The organism is Erwinia sp. 009765445 (genome assembly GCF_058137865.1).
The window spans coordinates 15,782-32,480 of record NZ_JBYUWC010000011.1 but is presented as its reverse complement, the minus strand read 5'-3'; the positions used below and the strand labels follow the sequence as shown (position 1 = coordinate 32,480).

General features: G+C 52.7%; 24 protein-coding genes, 1 tRNA gene and 1 pseudogene. 20 read left to right on the top strand and 6 right to left on the bottom strand.

Annotated elements, in window-relative coordinates; genetic code table 11:
• Nucleotides 1-148: 148 nt before the first annotated feature.
• The 18 genes and pseudogenes from AC3Y5R_RS13490 (at nucleotide 149) to AC3Y5R_RS13405 (ending at nucleotide 10,924) form a co-directional block, all read left to right on the top strand.
• Nucleotides 149-499 (top strand): host cell division inhibitor Icd-like protein, encoded by a 351-nt coding sequence (locus tag AC3Y5R_RS13490; protein WP_489921772.1) that lies wholly within the window; start codon nucleotides 149-151, stop codon nucleotides 497-499.
• Nucleotides 492-704, top strand: coding sequence for a hypothetical protein (locus AC3Y5R_RS13485; protein ID WP_489921771.1), 213 nt, complete (start codon nucleotides 492-494; stop codon nucleotides 702-704). The genes AC3Y5R_RS13490 and AC3Y5R_RS13485 overlap by 8 nt, the downstream gene beginning before the upstream one ends.
• A complete protein-coding gene (locus tag AC3Y5R_RS13480) occupies nucleotides 697-888 on the top strand; it encodes a hypothetical protein (RefSeq protein WP_489921770.1) in 192 nt (63 codons plus the stop codon). Before AC3Y5R_RS13485 ends, AC3Y5R_RS13480 begins: the two co-directional genes overlap by 8 nt.
• Nucleotides 878-1,078 (top strand): hypothetical protein, encoded by a 201-nt coding sequence (locus AC3Y5R_RS13475; protein ID WP_489921769.1) that lies wholly within the window; start codon nucleotides 878-880, stop codon nucleotides 1,076-1,078. The genes AC3Y5R_RS13480 and AC3Y5R_RS13475 overlap by 11 nt, the downstream gene beginning before the upstream one ends.
• A complete protein-coding gene (locus AC3Y5R_RS13470; protein WP_489921768.1) occupies nucleotides 1,071-1,250 on the top strand; it encodes a DUF4222 domain-containing protein in 180 nt (59 codons plus the stop codon). The genes AC3Y5R_RS13475 and AC3Y5R_RS13470 overlap by 8 nt, the downstream gene beginning before the upstream one ends.
• Complete coding sequence (locus tag AC3Y5R_RS13465; RefSeq protein ID WP_489921767.1) at nucleotides 1,247-2,995, top strand: DNA primase family protein; 1,749 nt, start codon at nucleotides 1,247-1,249, stop codon at nucleotides 2,993-2,995. Before AC3Y5R_RS13470 ends, AC3Y5R_RS13465 begins: the two co-directional genes overlap by 4 nt.
• A 285-nt stretch (nucleotides 2,996-3,280) precedes the next feature.
• On the top strand, nucleotides 3,281-3,616 hold the full coding sequence (locus tag AC3Y5R_RS13460) for a hypothetical protein (RefSeq protein ID WP_489921766.1): 336 nt from the start codon (nucleotides 3,281-3,283) through the stop codon (nucleotides 3,614-3,616).
• A 75-nt stretch (nucleotides 3,617-3,691) separates the two neighbouring features.
• Nucleotides 3,692-4,141, top strand: coding sequence for an STM2901 family protein (locus AC3Y5R_RS13455; protein ID WP_489921765.1), 450 nt, complete (start codon nucleotides 3,692-3,694; stop codon nucleotides 4,139-4,141).
• Nucleotides 4,135-4,461 carry a DUF1493 family protein gene (locus AC3Y5R_RS13450; RefSeq protein ID WP_489921764.1) on the top strand — a complete coding sequence of 109 codons (327 nt, stop codon included), beginning with the start codon at nucleotides 4,135-4,137 and terminating at the stop codon, nucleotides 4,459-4,461. Before AC3Y5R_RS13455 ends, AC3Y5R_RS13450 begins: the two co-directional genes overlap by 7 nt.
• A 236-nt stretch (nucleotides 4,462-4,697) precedes the next feature.
• Nucleotides 4,698-5,870 (top strand): phage major capsid protein, encoded by a 1,173-nt coding sequence (locus tag AC3Y5R_RS13445; RefSeq protein WP_489921763.1) that lies wholly within the window; start codon nucleotides 4,698-4,700, stop codon nucleotides 5,868-5,870.
• Nucleotides 5,871-5,921: 51 nt separating this feature from the next.
• A complete protein-coding gene (locus AC3Y5R_RS13440) occupies nucleotides 5,922-6,485 on the top strand; it encodes an HK97 family phage prohead protease (RefSeq protein ID WP_489921762.1) in 564 nt (187 codons plus the stop codon).
• A gap of 1 nt (nucleotide 6,486) precedes the next feature.
• Nucleotides 6,487-7,716 (top strand): phage portal protein, encoded by a 1,230-nt coding sequence (locus tag AC3Y5R_RS13435; RefSeq protein ID WP_489921761.1) that lies wholly within the window; start codon nucleotides 6,487-6,489, stop codon nucleotides 7,714-7,716.
• Nucleotides 7,701-8,003: a head-tail connector protein gene (locus tag AC3Y5R_RS13430; protein ID WP_489921760.1), complete on the top strand. Its 303-nt coding sequence runs from the start codon at nucleotides 7,701-7,703 to the stop codon at nucleotides 8,001-8,003. The genes AC3Y5R_RS13435 and AC3Y5R_RS13430 overlap by 16 nt, the downstream gene beginning before the upstream one ends.
• Complete coding sequence (locus AC3Y5R_RS13425) at nucleotides 8,003-8,446, top strand: HNH endonuclease (RefSeq protein WP_489921759.1); 444 nt, start codon at nucleotides 8,003-8,005, stop codon at nucleotides 8,444-8,446. Before AC3Y5R_RS13430 ends, AC3Y5R_RS13425 begins: the two co-directional genes overlap by 1 nt.
• On the top strand, nucleotides 8,433-8,591 hold the full coding sequence (locus AC3Y5R_RS13420) for a hypothetical protein (protein ID WP_489921758.1): 159 nt from the start codon (nucleotides 8,433-8,435) through the stop codon (nucleotides 8,589-8,591). The genes AC3Y5R_RS13425 and AC3Y5R_RS13420 overlap by 14 nt, the downstream gene beginning before the upstream one ends.
• A 128-nt stretch (nucleotides 8,592-8,719) precedes the next feature.
• Nucleotides 8,720-9,076, top strand: a complete 357-nt coding sequence (locus AC3Y5R_RS13415; protein WP_489921757.1) for a phage terminase small subunit P27 family — start codon at nucleotides 8,720-8,722, stop codon at nucleotides 9,074-9,076.
• Nucleotides 9,060-10,721: pseudogene (locus AC3Y5R_RS13410) on the top strand (terminase large subunit). The gene AC3Y5R_RS13415 and the pseudogene AC3Y5R_RS13410 overlap by 17 nt, the downstream one beginning before the upstream one ends.
• Before the next feature lie 8 nt (nucleotides 10,722-10,729).
• Nucleotides 10,730-10,924, top strand: a complete 195-nt coding sequence (locus AC3Y5R_RS13405; protein ID WP_489921756.1) for a hypothetical protein — start codon at nucleotides 10,730-10,732, stop codon at nucleotides 10,922-10,924.
• Between the two features lie 21 nt (nucleotides 10,925-10,945).
• On the opposite strand, the gene AC3Y5R_RS13400 is transcribed toward AC3Y5R_RS13405, so the two are convergent.
• The 4 genes from AC3Y5R_RS13400 to AC3Y5R_RS13385 form a co-directional block, all read right to left on the bottom strand.
• Nucleotides 10,946-11,278, bottom strand: coding sequence for a hypothetical protein (locus tag AC3Y5R_RS13400; RefSeq protein WP_489921755.1), 333 nt, complete (start codon nucleotides 11,276-11,278; stop codon nucleotides 10,946-10,948).
• A 25-nt stretch (nucleotides 11,279-11,303) separates the two neighbouring features.
• Complete coding sequence (locus AC3Y5R_RS13395) at nucleotides 11,304-12,062, bottom strand: abortive infection family protein (protein WP_489921754.1); 759 nt, start codon at nucleotides 12,060-12,062, stop codon at nucleotides 11,304-11,306.
• A gap of 120 nt (nucleotides 12,063-12,182) precedes the next feature.
• Nucleotides 12,183-12,259 (bottom strand) — tRNA-Ile (locus AC3Y5R_RS13390).
• Nucleotides 12,260-12,378: 119 nt separating this feature from the next.
• The gene (locus AC3Y5R_RS13385; protein ID WP_489921753.1) at nucleotides 12,379-13,176 is read right to left on the bottom strand and encodes an SDR family NAD(P)-dependent oxidoreductase; all 798 of its coding nucleotides are present in this window, start codon (nucleotides 13,174-13,176) and stop codon (nucleotides 12,379-12,381) included.
• A 305-nt stretch (nucleotides 13,177-13,481) separates the two neighbouring features.
• On the opposite strand from AC3Y5R_RS13385, the gene AC3Y5R_RS13380 reads away from it, so the two are divergent.
• The gene (locus AC3Y5R_RS13380) at nucleotides 13,482-14,084 is read left to right on the top strand and encodes a TetR/AcrR family transcriptional regulator (RefSeq protein WP_489921752.1); all 603 of its coding nucleotides are present in this window, start codon (nucleotides 13,482-13,484) and stop codon (nucleotides 14,082-14,084) included.
• Nucleotides 14,077-15,009 (top strand): AraC family transcriptional regulator, encoded by a 933-nt coding sequence (locus AC3Y5R_RS13375; protein WP_489921751.1) that lies wholly within the window; start codon nucleotides 14,077-14,079, stop codon nucleotides 15,007-15,009. The genes AC3Y5R_RS13380 and AC3Y5R_RS13375 overlap by 8 nt, the downstream gene beginning before the upstream one ends.
• A gap of 7 nt (nucleotides 15,010-15,016) precedes the next feature.
• On the opposite strand, the gene AC3Y5R_RS13370 is transcribed toward AC3Y5R_RS13375, so the two are convergent.
• Both AC3Y5R_RS13370 and AC3Y5R_RS13365 read right to left on the bottom strand, forming a co-directional pair.
• Nucleotides 15,017-15,751, bottom strand: coding sequence for an SDR family oxidoreductase (locus AC3Y5R_RS13370; protein ID WP_489921750.1), 735 nt, complete (start codon nucleotides 15,749-15,751; stop codon nucleotides 15,017-15,019).
• A gap of 117 nt (nucleotides 15,752-15,868) precedes the next feature.
• A complete protein-coding gene (locus AC3Y5R_RS13365) occupies nucleotides 15,869-16,681 on the bottom strand; it encodes an SDR family oxidoreductase (protein ID WP_489921749.1) in 813 nt (270 codons plus the stop codon).
• Nucleotides 16,682-16,699: the final 18 nt, after the last annotated feature.

Genomic DNA, 16,699 nt, shown 5'->3' with positions numbered 1-16,699 from the left:
TTGCTGTAACTCTTTCCGCAGTATTCGCTTAATCCAAGTTGCTAACGATGAATCCCCATCTTTGCGCATCTCATCTTCAAGCTGGGCGCGAAAATCATCTGGTAAGCGCATCTGGTATTGCGGTGATTTTTTCAATTCTTGCATTGACATGTGTAATTACCCTGATTACTATTTAAGTGTAATTACAAGGGTAATTACTTTTCAGGCAAAATGCAACGCCCCGAACTGCGCGAACAGTATCAGGGCGTCTGACCACAACGTTAACGCAAGTAACGAGGCAGCTATGAAAGATCATACCACACACCCGCAAGGGCGGAACTCTTACACCTGGCGTTTTCTCTGCCATACCTCTGAAGACACAAGTTCACCGCTCATCGTCATTTTGACCGTGGCCGCTACTGAAGAAGAAGCACGGGCCAATTGCTCAGGCTTTAATCCGGTCTTTGCCGCCCGGTTACCCTTCCACTCCTTCGAGTTTGTGGAGGTGCACCATGCCTAATCGCACAGTAGCCCAAAACTATCACTACAGACAGGTTCGCATCTCTATGCATGAGATAAGCGCCTTGCTAATAGCTGTAGAGAAGTCAGGCATTGAAATGGACTCTGGTGATGTACTGGCAGCTATAGGTGGTATTCAGATGCTCGTTATGCAAGTGAACGATCCTCTGGATAAGATCGGGGATATGGAGGTGACTAATGGGTAACCTCTACCGCATCACAGGCTATGCCGTTAAGCCGAACGGCAACACTGTTGGGATTCACTTCAACGTTCGGGCCAAAACCTCACAGCAGGCTACCGAAAGCGTACACGACACTGCCACCAGTGAAGGTTATCGCTATATCCGGCTCAATTACGTCTCTCTGGTGGAGGTGAGTCATGTTGCATGAAATAACGCTGGATCAAGCATCTGATCGCGCTGACCGGGCGAACGTTACCCTGCTGATGCTTTGCAAGGCGTTAGAAGAAATGAACGTAACCGAAATTCAAACTGCTGTAGAGATAGCCTATGAGCTGGTGGACTCGTTAACAATCTGGCTTATCAAAGAGCAGGCAAGGAGGGAGAAAGCCCATGCGTGAACCTCAAATCAATGACCGCTGGAAGGATGGCTGGGGCGAACTGGTAACCATTAATGATGTTGCTTTTAATTACGTTCGCTTCGTCCGTGACGGCTACAAATTCCCTGTAACCTACTCGCCTGAGCGTTTTGTCAAAGAATTCACCTTTTCCAGTGAGGGCGCTCAAAAATGACTGATGTTGTTATCAAATCAGAGGAAATGTCTGATGCGCTGTTCTCCTGCGTCTACAGCTGGGTAAATGGTCATGTGCTGGACAAAAAGGACGCTTCAGCCGCAGCGGCGCGGCACAAAGATAAAACCACGCCATATGGCGCACTGGCGCAACGCCTGAAAGGTTTTGTTGTGGGTGCCGGGGTGACCTATGAAGAACTGAATGAAAGCGGTCTACTGCTGACCGACAAAGCCGCGCAAAAGAAAAACCGCATTGAGCTGGTGGCCGATCTGATTGGCAATGACAGTATTAAAGCCGTCCTCACTGATGCCGAACGGATCAACCGGGTATTCCCACCTGCGAAACCGGAGAAGAAAAAGAAACGGGTGGCTGATGCGGCCACATCTTCACTGGCGCATATGGGACCGAGCCAGCGAGGAGAAGTGTTACTCAGTCACTATGATGGCCTGCTGGCACTGCATGGCGATTCGGACACCGTTCATCACTACACTGGCATTCTGTGGCAACCGCTGACCGATAAGGAACTGACGCGGGAAATGGCCGCTATTTTCATTGAGGCCGATGTACCGTATTCGATGCCAACCGCCAGGAACGCCGTGGATACGATGAAGCTGAGCCTGCCGCTTATGGGGATCACTGCCCGTAATCTGATTGGCTTTCGCAACGGGGTTTTTGATACCCGGTCCGGAGTTTTCAGGGAGCACAGCCGCGAAGACTGGCTGCTGATCGCCAGTGATGTGGACTTTGTGCCGCAGCAGGACGGCGAGACGCTGGAAAGCCACGCTCCGGCATTCTGGAAGTGGCTCAACTGGGCAACCGGAGGCAACAGCCGTAAAGCGGATCGTGTTCTGGCCGCGCTATATATGGTTATGGCCAACCGCTTTGACTGGCAGTTGTTTCTTGAGGTTACCGGCGCTGGTGGCAGCGGTAAAAGCGTTATGGCAGAAATCTGTACCATGCTGGCAGGCAAGGCCAACACCGTATCGGCCAATATGAAAGCACTGGAAGACCCAAGGGAAAGGGCGCTGATAGTGGGTTACTCGCTGGTCATTATGCCCGATATGACGCGCTACGCCGGAGACGGTGCGGGGATCAAAGCCATTACAGGCGGTGATAAAGTGGCGATAGACCCGAAACACAAGCCACCATACTCAACGCGCATTCCTGCCGTGGTTCTGGCAGTGAACAACAATGCCATGACGTTCAGCGACCGTAGCGGCGGTATCTCGCGCCGCAGGGTTATCTTCAACTTCTCGCAGGTGGTGCCGGAGAACGAGCGTGATCCGCTGCTGACTGAGAAAATAGAGGCCGAGCTTCCGGTAATTATCCGTCATATTCTCACACGTTTTGCTGAGCAGTCAGAGGCGAAACAGCTGCTGTTTGAACAACAGAAATCAGAAGAAGCGCTCGCGATTAAACGCGAGGGCGATTCGCTGGTGGATTTCTGCGGCTATCTGATGGCCTCTGTAGAGTGTGACGGCATGTTTATTGGCAATGCAGATATTATTCCCTTCAGCCCGCGCCGGTATCTATATCACGCCTATATGCAATATATGCGATCAAACGGACTGAACAAGCCCGTATCGTTAACCCGGTTTGGTACGGATATGCCGGGGGCAATGTCTGAGTATGGAAAGGTGTACGATAGGAGAAAAACAAAGCAGGGGATGAGGTCAAATATTTCGCTGACGGCTGAAACTGATGAATGGATGCCACAGTGCAATGAACCCGATAGCAAAACTTAAAAGATAATGAATAAGTGTTCACCACTGTTCACCATGTTGAAAAATACTTAAATAACATAATGATACAGGGTGAACACTTTATTATTAACTGTTCACCAACTATTCACCTGTTCACCTTTATAAGTTTTTTAATGTGCCAGGGTGAACAGTCAGGGTGAACACAAGTGAATAGTTTTCTTTAGAGTGGTCACCTTCTAACTTTATGATTTTGTGAAGAAAAAAAACAAAGGTGAACAGGTGAACACTTAAACACATAAATTTTATTTTTTTCGTAGGAGAACGGACATGAAAATGATTGGCAAAGATAACGGACGTATGGTTGATTTCAAGTTTCTTCACAGCACTGTGGTCGCAATGTCGAACAAAACCGACATTACTGTGACAGACTTCCTTACCCTGAGCGCGTTTGTTACTTCTGAAAAACTTGAGCTTGAAGCGTACAAAACTGGCGTTGAAGAGGGCGGAGGTAAGCTGTCAAAAGATGCCGATGCCTATCTTGATCTGCTTTACAGGATGGCGGCTGATTTGTCCTACACTGGTGCTGGCATTGAAAGTGCGATACATAGCGCACAATTAACGGCAAGCTGGGCGTTTTATCATTGGGGGCTGGATAAGGAATAAATTTATTACAGGCTTAGTTTTCAAACAGGCCGCTATGGTTTAAGTTAAAGGTCGAAAAAATGACAAGGAGCACGTATGGATACGGTTGAAGAACTGAACGGAACTTATTTCTATAAAGGAGTCTGTAATATCTCTGCCGGGGAATTATTTTTCTGGATACTTCTTGATGAAATCAGTGTTCGCATCGGGGGAATTACTAACCTTACTGGTGTAGCGGCTGTTATCCTGGGCCAGCCGGAATTGAGCACGCGAGGTAAGCCGATCACAGCAACGAAAGGTACTTCGGTTGCCTCTCTTGCTGCGCGACGCTTCCTCAACGTGGAATTACCGTTCAGACTGCCAACGTTCACAAACAAAAGCATTCAAACTCTTAAACCAATGATGGTAAATAACCTGGGTGCTTTTGTTGGTCGGACAGTTCCGCTTCTGGGGTGGACTTTATTGGCAAGTGATGTTGCGGTTATCAGTTTTAAGGCGACAACAAAATATAACGCGATAGCCAGAGGGAAAGACAAAATATGGTGACCGATGATGAAGTCTTATCCTTCTTTCGTAACAAACTCCCTGAAATGGCAACACTGACATTTAAAAGAGTGCCGTTTCAGATGGATGATATTTTGCAGGAGTCTGTCGAACCAGATGATATGGCTTATGCCATAAATGACTATGCCGAGAAATTTAGTGTAGATATGTCGTCTATGAATTTTGAAAATTATTATCCGTGGAATGTGGCATGGTTCTTTAGGAAGTGGTTTACCAGCAAACCCCTGAAACAGGATAAGAAGCCGCTCACAATAAAAATGTTTTATGAATCAGCAAAGGCTGGGCGCTGGCTTTATGACTGAGCGCCGGAATAAATAATTTTGTAAATTATTCGTACTCATGTTTACCCATGTATACTCCTGTCTCTGACGGGGGTTTTCTTTATATTTTTCATGTATATCTTGAGAGGTGGCACTCAGACGTGAGCCGCCGCTGGCCGTTTGGTTTCCTTGCCTTGACATGGGCTTCCTTTCCAAACGGCCTCCCCATTCAACGCTGGTTTCACGTCTCAATACTCACTGTTACGAGAAACCACGACATGAAAAAATTGCTTGAACTCCGCCAGGAGAAAACCGCCCTCAGAACTCAGATGCGCGCCATTATGGATAAAGCGACTGAGGAAAAACGCAACCTGAACGCCGACGAGGGCAAACAGTTCGACGAACTCCGCGCCAGAGCCGAATCCCTGAATACTGACATTACCCGCCTTGAGGCGCTGGCCGATGAAGAACGCAATCAGCCAGGCAAACCAGCAGACGGTAAAACGGTATCTAACGACGAGCTGCGCCATTACATCCTGACGGGCGAAACCCGCGCACTTTCCACTGCTGTAGGTTCTGATGGCGGTTATACCGTTATCCCTGAACTCGACAAAGAGATCATGCGCCAGCTGTCTGATGACTCTGTGATGCGTCAGATCGCCACTGTGAAGACCACAACCAGCAATGAATACAAAAAGCTGGTATCCGTGGGCGGCGCGACTGTCAATCATGGCGAGGAAGGCACAGCCCGCACCGAAACCAGTACGCCTAAGCTGGAAGAAGTCAGTATCAAGCTGTTCCCGATCTACGCCTACCCGAAAACCACCCAGGAAATTCTTGATTTCAGCGATGTGGATATTCTGGGCTGGCTGTCATCTGAAATCAGCGACACCTTCACCGAGACAGAAGAAACCGACCTGCTGACCGGAGACGGCGCTAAAAAGGCTACGGGCTTCCTGTCCTACCCCCGCGCGGCCACTGGCGACAAAACCCGCCCGTTCGGTACGCTGGAGAAAATGGAGACTGCCGGAGCCTCGCCCGTTGCTGATGAGCTGATCGACCTGCTGTTTAAGCTGAAGGCCAAATACCGCAAAAATGCCGTATGGGTGATGAACTCTAATTCAGCCGCTGCCCTGCAAAAGCTGAAGAATGGCAACGGTGATTACATCTGGCGTGACCGTCTGACTGAAGGCTCCCCTGATTTGCTGCTGGGCCGCCCGGTGTATTACCTCGAAAATATGGCAGATGCAGCAGCAGGTGAGGCGGTGCTGGCAGTGGGTGACTTCAAGCGCGGTTACTACATCGTGGATCACACTACCGGAGTACGCACCCGCCCGGACAACATCACCGAACCGGGGTTCTACAAGGTTCACACCGATAAATATCTGGGCGGTGGGCTGGTGGACTCCAACGCCATTAAGGTACTGGAAATTCCGGGTTCAGGTTCCTGATCCGATGTTCAGGGGGCTGCGGCCCCTTTCCTGCCTTCTGGAGTCCGACCCATGAAAAATAATGATTTTGAAATCCGCACCTCCGAACTGAGTGCCGCCGATAAAAAGCTGGTGGGCTATGCGGTTCGCTACAACAGCCTGTCAGAGGTTATCTGGGATGAATTCCGGGAGCAGTTCGCGCCCGGTGCGTTTAAAGAGAGCCTAGCTTCTGGTGCCGACTGCCGCGCCCTTTATGAACATGACTATACGCAGCTGCTGGGCCGTACCCGCTCAGGAACGCTGGTACTCACCGAAGACAATACCGGCCTGCGCTTTGAACTGACGCCGCCCGATACCCAGCTGGGGCGCGATGTACTCACGCTGGTGGAGCGCGGCGACATAAACGGAATGTCCTTTGGCTTTCGGGCGCTGAAGGAAGCCTGGGATATCACGCCAAAACCTTATATCCGCACCGTGACCGCCGCCGAACTGCGGGAAATCACCGTAACCAGTATGCCAGCCTATACGGAAAGCAGCGTTGAGATCGCCCGCCGTTCACTGCTGGCCCATCATCCTGAGCTTGGTGGTCTGGACCTCGATATGCGCCGCCGTCAGGCCGAACTGGCGGGGCTGTGATATGTGGTGGCCCTTTAACCGTAAAGCCGAACGGCGCAGCATGACCATTGATGATTTTCTGGCAATGGCCGGAATACCCAATACCGGTTCAGGCGAGTACGTGTCTGCCGGCACGGCGGAATCCCTGCCTGCGGTAATGAATGCCGTGTCAGTAATCAGTGAGGCGGTCGCCTCCATGCCCTGCTACCTGTACCGGGTGACCAATAAAAATGGCCGGGAATCGCGGGAATGGCTGGGCGATCACCCGGTGGACTCCCTGCTGAACGAGCAGCCGAACGACGGCCAGACCGCCTACCAGTTCAAGCGTACCATGCTGCGCCATTGCCTGCTGAACGGTAACGCCTACGCGGTGATCCGCTGGGGCCGTGACGGCCAGCCACAATCATTACATCCGTATGCGCCCGGATCGGTGGTGCCAGAACGCATCGGCGAACATCGCTATAAGTACAGCGTGACGGAGCCTTTCACCGGCGCAGTGCGAACCTGCCTTCAGGAAGAAATGCTGCATCTTCGCTATGCCACTGACGATGGTTTTCTGGGCCGTTCTCCGATCTCCATCTGCCGGGAAACGCTGGGTCTTGGTCTGGCGCAGCAGCGGCACGGCGCAAGCGTGATGAAAAACGGCATGATGTCTTCCGGCGTACTCAAATCAGCTGACTGGCTTGATGGTCCGAACGGTAAAAAGGCCCTTGATGCGCTGGAGCGCTATAAAGGAGCCAGGAACGCGGGTAAGACGCCAATCATTGAAGGTGGCATGGACTACCAGCAGCTGGGCATGAGTAATCAGGATGCCGAGTGGATAGCCAGCCGCCGCTTCAGCATTGAAGACATTGCACGCATGTTCAACGTCTCGCCGATCTTCCTTCAGGAATACAGCAACAGCACTTACAGCAACTTCAGCGAGGCCAGCCGCGCCTTTCTCACCATGACAATGCGTCCCTGGCTGACCAACTTTGAGCAGCAGATTAAATCCGCGCTGCTGCTGGCGTCTCCGGTTCCCGGCGTTCGCTATCAGGTTGAGTTTGATTCCGCTGACCTGCTGAGGGCCAACCCCACCGAGCGCTTCAGAAGTTACGAAACGGCGATTAAATCCGGCGTGATGTGTCCGAACGAAGCACGTGAACGCGAAGGGATGCCGCCGCGTGAAGGGGGTGACGAATTCAGCCAGGCATGGAAGCAGCATATTGAAGTTAAAAATGCCGAAGGGGGGCAAAGATGGCGAGTGAACTGATCACCCTGGCCGAGGTAAAGCAGCACCTGAAAATGGAAGAGGATTATGACTTCGAGGATGAGCTGCTGTCCGGCTATATTCTGGCCGCGCTGGAGGTCTGCCAGAAGCATATCGGAAAGCGCATCCCTCAAGAGCAGGAGTTTACCCCGGCGCTGAAGGTGGGCTGCCTGATGTACATCTGCTTTCTGGAATATAACCGGGAGATGGTTTACGAGGTAGAAAAAACGCTGGTGCCAATGACCGTGGATGCCCTCTGGTCAGTCTATCGCGATCCGGGGGTTCACTGATGCCGTGGCAACCCTTGCGCCGCTGTACCGAACCCGGCTGTAACGTCCGGGTTAAAGCCGGTAAATGTGACGAGCACAAACGCGAAGAGCGCCGCCAGTCCGACAGCCGGAGAGGAACGCGCACTCAGCGGGGTTACTCCAACCGCTGGGGCGAATACCGCCGACTTTTTCTTAGAGCGAATCCGCTTTGTGTTCACTGCCTGAAGGCGGGTGACTACACGCCAGCGACCATTGTGGATCACATCATTCCGATCAATGGAGAAGGTGACGTGCTGTTCTGGACTGCCAGCAACCACCAGGCACTTTGCCAGACCCACCACAATCGCAAGACGGTACAGCTTGACCCGGTGACCAAACAGAAGCGAATGGCAGGTGCATTCCATAAGCAGGAGGAAGCCGCCCGTCTGCGCAATGACTGGATATATGACTATGGCGACGAATGAAAAAGAGCTGGTTCAACTGCTGTCCAGACTGCTGCGCCAGCGTGAACAGTTCACCTTACAGCACACCAGAGCGCATGGCAGCCACGCAGCGCGGCGTACGTCTGAGCGTGAACGGGACATCATGACCGCATTCCGCAACCGCTGACGGACCAACCAGACGGGGTGGGGGAGGTTTTCAGGACAAAAGACGGCCTCTCCGGAACCGCCCGCCCCCTCAAATTTTTACGCGCAGCAATTTTTTTGAAAATAAAACCGATGGAGATTCAATAAATTATGGCCCGACCACCCAAAGCACCCGCTTACCTTGATGACATTGCACAGCAGCAGTGGAAGGCCAAAGCGAAACAGCTGGCCGAGCGGGGCGATCTGACCGCTGCCGACTGGAATAATCTTGAGCTGTACTGTGTTAACTATTCGATGTACCGCAAAGCGGTTGAAGACCTTGCCCGGCGCGGGTTCAGCATTGTTAACAGCCAGGGCGGTGAGAGCCGCAACCCGTCACTGAGCGCCAAGGCCGATGCAGAGAAGATCATGATTAAAATGTCTTCCCTGCTGGGCTTCGATCCGGTCAGTCGCCGCAAAACGCCTGTTGAGACTGACGAGGAAGACGATCTTGACCGCCTGGAATGATTACGCCAGTGACATAAAATCAGGTGCCATACCCGCCTGTAAGCGCGTAAAACAGGCCGTTGAACGCTACTTCAGTGACCTGAATAATCCTCTGTACAGTTTCGACAGCGCAACGGTTGAGCGGTTTATTGCCTTTTCCCGCCTCTGTCCGCACGTCAAAGGCCCGCTGCGTGGACAGCCGATAGTGCTGGAGCCGTGGCAGCAGTTCGCCTTTGCCTGCCTGCTGGGCTTCAGGGTGAAGGCTACCGGACGCCGGAAGTTTAAGAGCGCCTATATTCAGGTGCCGCGCAAGAACGCTAAATCAACCGTGGCCGCGATGCTGGCTAACTAGTTTCTGGTGATGGAGCACGGCCAGCAGGACATTTACACCGCCGCCGTGAGCCGCGATCAGGCCCGTATTGTGTTCGACGATGCCCGTCAGATGTGCCTGTTATCAAAGCCACTGAAAAAGCGTCTGACCATTCAGCAGCATAAAATGATTTATGCAAAATCCAACAGCCTGCTGAGGCCACTGGCGGCCAAAGCGGCGACCATCGAGGGAACCAACCCCAGCCTGGCGATTGTGGACGAATATCACCTGCACCCGGACAACGGCGTTTACTCCGCGCTTGAGCTGGGCATGGGCGCACGCCCTGAAGGCATTCTGTTCGCCATCACCACCGCAGGCAGCAACGTGGTATCGGCCTGTAAGCAGCACTATGACTACTGCTGCCAGATACTGGCCGGAGAAGAAGCCAACGAATCGCTGTTTGCGCTGATTTACGAGCTGGACGACGAAAGCGAGATTGACGATATGTCACTGTGGATAAAGGCTAACCCCAATCTCGACGTGTCCGTTGACGGTGCGGCACTGGCTGACACCATCCAGAAGGCCCGCGGCATACCCTCGCAGTGGGTGGAAATGCTCACCAAGCGTTTTAATATCTGGTGCCAGGGGGCCACGCCGTGGATGGGTTCCGGCGCATGGGACGCCTGTAAGGACGATTACAGCGAATCTGACCTGGCCGGAATGGAGTGCTACGCCGGGCTTGACCTGTCGTCTACCGGGGATATTACCAGCGTCTGCTATGCGTTCCCGTCTGACCGCGAAATCCGGCTGCTGACCCGTCACTACCTGCCTGAGGCGCAACTCAACAACGTAGCCAATAAAAACCGCGCCATCTACCGCCAGTGGGCTAAAGCGGGCTGGATTCGCACCACGCCAGGCGACTGTATCGATTATGACCGCATCCGTGACGATATTCTCCTCGATGCTGAGGTGTTCGGTATAAAGCTGGTGGGCTTCGATACCTGGAACGCCACGCACTTACGTACCCAGCTACAGGGGGCGGGCCTCGATGTTGAGCCGTTCCCGCAGACCTACCTCAAATTCAGCCCGGTAGCGAAGTCGCTGGAGGTGTTCGTTAACCGCAGGGTTATCCGGCACAACGGCGATCCGGTTCTGGCCTGGGCGATTGGTAACGTGGTGATGGAGTCTGACGCCAACGCCAATATCAAGCCGAACAAAAAGAAATCGGCCAACAAGATAGACCCGGCGATAGCGGGATTAATGGCGTTCGGCACCTGGCAGGCTGAGCACGAAGATTTTAGTTTTGATATGTCCGAGGCACATAAACAGCGCCTTGCCACCTTCACTGGCGTATGAGGCCATCCATGCAGCATAACGACATTACCGCCCAACTGGCCGCCGCCATGCAGGACGAAGGCTACGAGCTGGACGCCTGCTCCCGTCTTATTATCCGGCAAACCCTCGCACGCGCTGTGACTGCGCAGCGCCGCAGGGCAGACCGGGAACGTTCAGCCAACAACACATTTCTCTGGTCAAAGCCGCGGAATCCTCGTGATTAGACGGTTGTATATTGAAGATGATCACTTAGATAAACTTTCAATTATTGCTTCTAATTTTTCAGACATTTCATCGAGCATTTGTAATATATTATCTTTAGAACTATCTGATTGCTCGATGAGTTTTTTTATCTCGTTAGTATGATGAGAGCGTATTATCAATTCTTCTACTGCTGAGAATCCCTCGTCCTGATCATAGGTCTGCTTTGTATCAAAAACAAAATAAGTATGTGGTGGGTTGTGATGCACTGATTTCAGTATATCGTACTCATAATCATCGCCTTGAACAATATCAGCATCGAAAGGCACTGTTTTATCAATCTCAATTAACTTTTTAATAAGTTCTGATGTTTTCATGATGGCTTCTGAATCGTATCCACATTTATTTTTTTTGGCTGTGCCATGTGCTAATTAAAAATAGCGCCATCGAACCGGCAAGATTTACTGCTAATTCTGCGTGACGCGGTGATGGTTTTACAGCCATTCGACCTTTTCCATGAGCATCACCAAGACGATTCCTGAGAGTTCCTAAGCCATTTACGATCGCTGAGCATCCCCCCAATATTTGTTTGAAAATATTCTCAGAATGCTGATCACTTGATAAATTAAGTTCCTTAGAAACCAGTCTGTAGAGTTCAGACATTTCAATGTTCTTGTTGTTATATGGGATTTCCATTTCATCCAGTATATGCTTGCACACTGTCTCTAAAAGAGTCCTTGAAGAAGTTATGGCTCCCTCTGGATCTGTGTGACGACGCTCTAATGCCTTCGTCCAAACGTTATGTACACCACCTTCATCAAATCGTTTTAGAACATCTGATATATCTTCATCGGCCGGGGCTTTGTTTTTGCCTTCCAAATTGTCCATAAGTGTTTGAAACTCGGACCAAATATATTCCCTTCTTTCCGCGTATGTACTAAATTTGAACTTAATGAATTGCCAGAATTGGTCTGTGTTACGGTTAGTTTTTACAAAAGGCGGGATGAGATTGTTGTACAGAGGTGATTCAACAAAAAAACGTCTTAATTCTTGGTAGTCATTTGGTAGGCTGGCTCCGCCAGTTGCGATGCAGATCATCTGGGACTGTAAGCTTTCAGCTCGTTCTATATCTGTTGTGAGTTCATCAAGAATTGAGCGCATTTTTTACTTTCAATCCTCTCAGCTAAACAGTCTTATTACTCATGGATACTTAGTTAAAGTATCCTATGGGTATCCTAGAGATTCGGTTTTGATGTCAGTGCGTCGTAACTCATTGAAAATTGGTGGCCCCTGCTGGACTTGAACCAGCGACCAAGCGATTATGAGTCGCGTGCTCTAACCAACTGAGCTAAGGGGCCTGAGGCGCGGGATTATAATGTAACTTGATAGTTCAATCCAGCACTTCGCCACCGATTGGTTGTTTTTCAGGCATCAGAGCGTTTTCTGAAACTGTATGATTAACAACCTTTTCCGGCTATTACCGATGATAGCGGGAAGCCGAATCCCGGCGCGACAGGTCCGGCAGCAGCGCAGCACGGGCATCATCATAAGCCTGCCAGTTTTCCAGCTTTTCCAGCGACGGGATGGTGACGCTTTCGCCCAGATCCAGTCCGGCCAGCGCTGCATCCACCATTTTCTCTACTTCCATCACATTCTCAGCTGGCAGGCCATCCGCAGATATGCCTGAACGTTCAAAGATCTCAGTGCGAGTCAGGCCGGGAAGTACTGCCTGAACACGAACGCCGTGTGGCTTAAGTGAGGCCTCCAGCGAGCGGCTGAAGTTGAGCACGAAAGATTTAGTGCCGTTATAGACGCCATTCGCCATCTCATGAACCAGCGCCAGCACCGAGGCAATGTTGATCACTGTCCCTTTGCCACGCGCTTTAAAAGCGTTGCCAGCGGCATGCGCCAGGCGGGTAGGAGCAAGGACATTCAGAGTAATCATCGTCTGCACGCGGTCGATGTCGTTATCGAGGAAATCGCCCGCCACGGCCATCCCGGCATTATTGACCAGCAGGGTGATTGCCGGATCGCTGCTCAGACGGTGCTCAACCCGCAGCAGATCTTCAGGCTGGGTCAGATCGGCGACCAGCACTTCGCTGTTGATCCCCCATTGCTGCGCCAGCTCTCCGGCCAGCGCGTTAAGCCTGGCTTGATCGCGGGCGACCAGAAGAAGATCGTAGCCACGTTCGGCCAGACGTTGTGCATAGACTGCGCCGATGCCGGAAGAAGCTCCGGTGACCACTGCGATACCTTTTGACGAAGACATTGCCATGATGTGCTCCTGAAGATGTGTGTCTGAGTGAGGTTGCAAATATGATGGTTATCATATTTTGTGGTTTAAATATGATGGTTATCATATTTTGTGGTTTAAATATGATGATTATCATACAGCCTGTCAAGCCAGCAGATTGAGGAAGGGAAGGACTCCGAAGAACGAATGAGAAAATAAACTATTTATAATCAACAGACTAAACCCGTAAAGACAGGATTGTGGCAGACAAAATTAAATATGATGGTCATAATAATCACTTCAATAGCTGCAGCCGGCTGCGGCAGGCATCGACCAGGAAATTCACTATGCCAGAAACTGCGACTCATAAAGAACGCACCCGCCAGCGCATCCTCGATGAGGCTGCCGCGATCATGCGTGTGGTTGGCACGGAAGGGATTGGTGTGGCGGCGCTGATGAAGCGGGCTGGCCTGACACACGGCGGGTTCTATGCCCACTTTAAATCGCGCGACGATCTGGTGGCGAATGTCGTGGATCGTATGTTTATCGAAACCCGTGCCAGTCTGCAGTCGCAGCTCTCTGATGGGAGCGAAGCGAAGAAACTCAGCCGGTTTATTGATATTTATCTCTCCGACGAGTCGCGAAATGCCCCCGAACACAGTTGCCCGATGCCTTCGCTGGCCAGTGAGGCCTGCCGACTGCCCGAGGCAGCCCGCGAGCGTTTTAATCAGGGCATTCAGACCATGCAGGGCATCGTAGCTACCTCGCTGCAGGCTCTGGGGCATAAAGATCCGCAGGCGCTGGCTTCTTCGGTGCAGGCCGAGATGATTGGGGCGATGGCCCTGGCGCGGGCAATGACCGATGAAGCTCAGGCCCGTCAGGCGTTACAGGCTTCAAGATCTCAGCTTAAACGTCGATTGGGGCTGGATCGCGAGGCTGCTCATGGCTGAAGCGATCTCCGCTTTTGAAACCCGTCGCAGAAAAATGGCCGCGCTAATCACTCATCTTGCCCCGACCAATGGTTATACCCGGTCGGCGCTGGAGGATGTGTGTTTCTTACGTTCCGATATTCCTCTCGACCTTACGCCGGTGCTCTATGAGCCTTCGATTGTTATCGTCTGTCAGGGACGCAAGCGGGGCTTTTTAAACGAGGAAGTGTATGTCTATGACGCGCAGCATTTCCTGGTAGTTTCGGTACCGTTGCCCTTCAGCAGCCAGACGGAAGCCAGCCCGGAAGAGCCAATGCTGGCGGTCGCGTTGCGGCTCGATCTGCAGGCGCTGGCGGATTTGATGGTTACGCTTAACATGCCTGTTCCACGCAGCAGCGAGCCACTGAGTATGGCCTCAACGCCGCTTGATGAGCATCTGGGCGACAGCGTTCTGCGACTGCTGGAAGTGCTGAAGTCGCCGCAGGAAACGCAAATCCTCGCACCGGGTTTACTGCGCGAAATCTATTACCGGGTGCTGATCAGCGGGCAGGGGGATTCACTGCGGGCGGCACTGCTCCAACAGGGCTACTTTGCGCAGATTGCCAGGGCGCTGCGCATTCTGCAGACTCGTTATGCTGAGCGACTGGAAGTCGCCGGGCTGGCGAGTGAAGTGGGGATGAGCGTCGCGACTTTTCACGCGCATTTTAAAACCATCACCCAAAGCTCCCCGATCCAGTATCTGAAATCGGTCAGGCTGCATCAGGCAAGATTATTGATGGTGCGGGGCGGCGTTTCTGCTGCGGCCGCATCGGCGGAAGTTGGCTACGAAAGCCCTTCGCAGTTCAGCCGGGAATTTAAGCGCTTCTTTGGTCGTAGCCCGGTACAGGAAGCGCTGTATATGAAAGAGATCCTGCGCCTGGAGCCAGCCATCGGCATGGCTGGCTGAGGGCAAATTAATGGGCGCTGGCGACCGGGCGCACCACCATCTCGTTGACGTCAACATCCGCTGGCTGAGCGATGGCATAAGCGATGGCTCGCGCAATGGCATCAGGCTCCAGCGCGATGCTGCGATAGCCTTTCATCAGTTCGCGGGCGCTGACATCGCTGATCGTTTCCGCCAGCTCGGAAGTGACCACGCCGGGTGATATTACCGTTACCCGTATTTTGTCTGTCTCCTGTCGCAAGCCATCAGAAATGGCACGTACGGCGAATTTCGTCGCGCAATACACCGCCGCCGTTGGCGATACGGCCAGCCCGCCAATTGAAGAGACGTTGATGATATGGCCGTGCTGCTGCTGTTCTATCAGCGGTTGGGCGGCGGCAATGCCGTGCAGCACGCCGTGGATATTCACATCAATCATCTGGTTCCACTCATCCACCTTGCGGGAAGAGAGCGGTGACAGTGGCATTACGCCCGCGTTGTTGACGATCACATCCAGCCCGCCAAAACGCTGCTGCGCTTCGGCGACAAAGGCTTCCATCTGTGCCAGGCTGGTCACGTCCAGCGCAATGCAGTAAGCCTCTCCACCAGCAGCGCGTATCCCGTTTACCAGTGTTTCAAGGCGATCTGTACGACGGGCACCAACCAGTACACGGGCACCTCTGGCGGCCAGTAGACGGGCGGTGGCTTCACCGATACCACTGCTGGCACCAGTGATCGCCACGATTTTATTAGCAAGTTCAGACATGGGATTCTCCTGACTGTTGAGGGCTGAAGGTCAGTCCGTCAGCTGCCACCAGAGTAAAGCGAACCCCGCAGGCTGCGAATATCCGCAGCTCTGCGATCCTTGCCTGTTCCTCTGTAATCAGTCGATATCCGTCGACAACGCGATCTCCTTCTGCGCTTCCAGTGCGGCCAGCTTTTCCTGTAATCCGGCATGCACCAGCTTATAAGCGTCGCTGCCGAGTGTCAGACGGCGCGGAGCCGGGGAGCGATCCACCGAGGCAATCATCTCGCGCACCATTTTTTTCGCATCGCCGATTTGCGGCCAGTTCTCCAGCAGGGAGCGGATGCCGCTGGTTTCATATGCCGCCAGCGGTTCAGACATCACCAGGCCCTGGGTGAAGCTGGTTTGTGCGGTGCCCGGTTCAACCAGCGTGAACTCAATATTGAAGCCGGAAACCTCCTGCGCCACCGTATCGACAAAGCCTTCCATCGCAAATTTGCTGGTGTGATAAAGACTCAGGCCGGGGAAGGTAATCTGCCCGCCCATTGATGACAGCTGCAGAATACGGCCTCCGCCCTGCCGACGCAGATGGGGCAGGGCAGCGCGGATAACCTGAATGGAGCCTACAACGTTGGTATTGAGCAGCTGCACGATATGCTCGTCAGCCAGCTCTTCCGCCGCGCCCGCCAGTCCGTAGCCCGCATTACTGACTACCACATCAATTTGTCCCAGCTCGGTAAACGCACGGTCAATCACGTTGCGTACCTGCTGCGAATCGGTGACGTCCAGCTGCGCCACCCACAGCTGGTTGCCGTATTGCGCTTTCAGCGGCTCCAGCACGGTGGGGCTGCGTAATGTTGCCGCAACGCGATCTCCGCTCTCCAGCAGACGTTCGGTCATCTCGCGGCCAAAGCCGGAGGAAGTACCGGTAATAAACCAGGTTCTGGACATCAGTTCTCTCCTCAAATA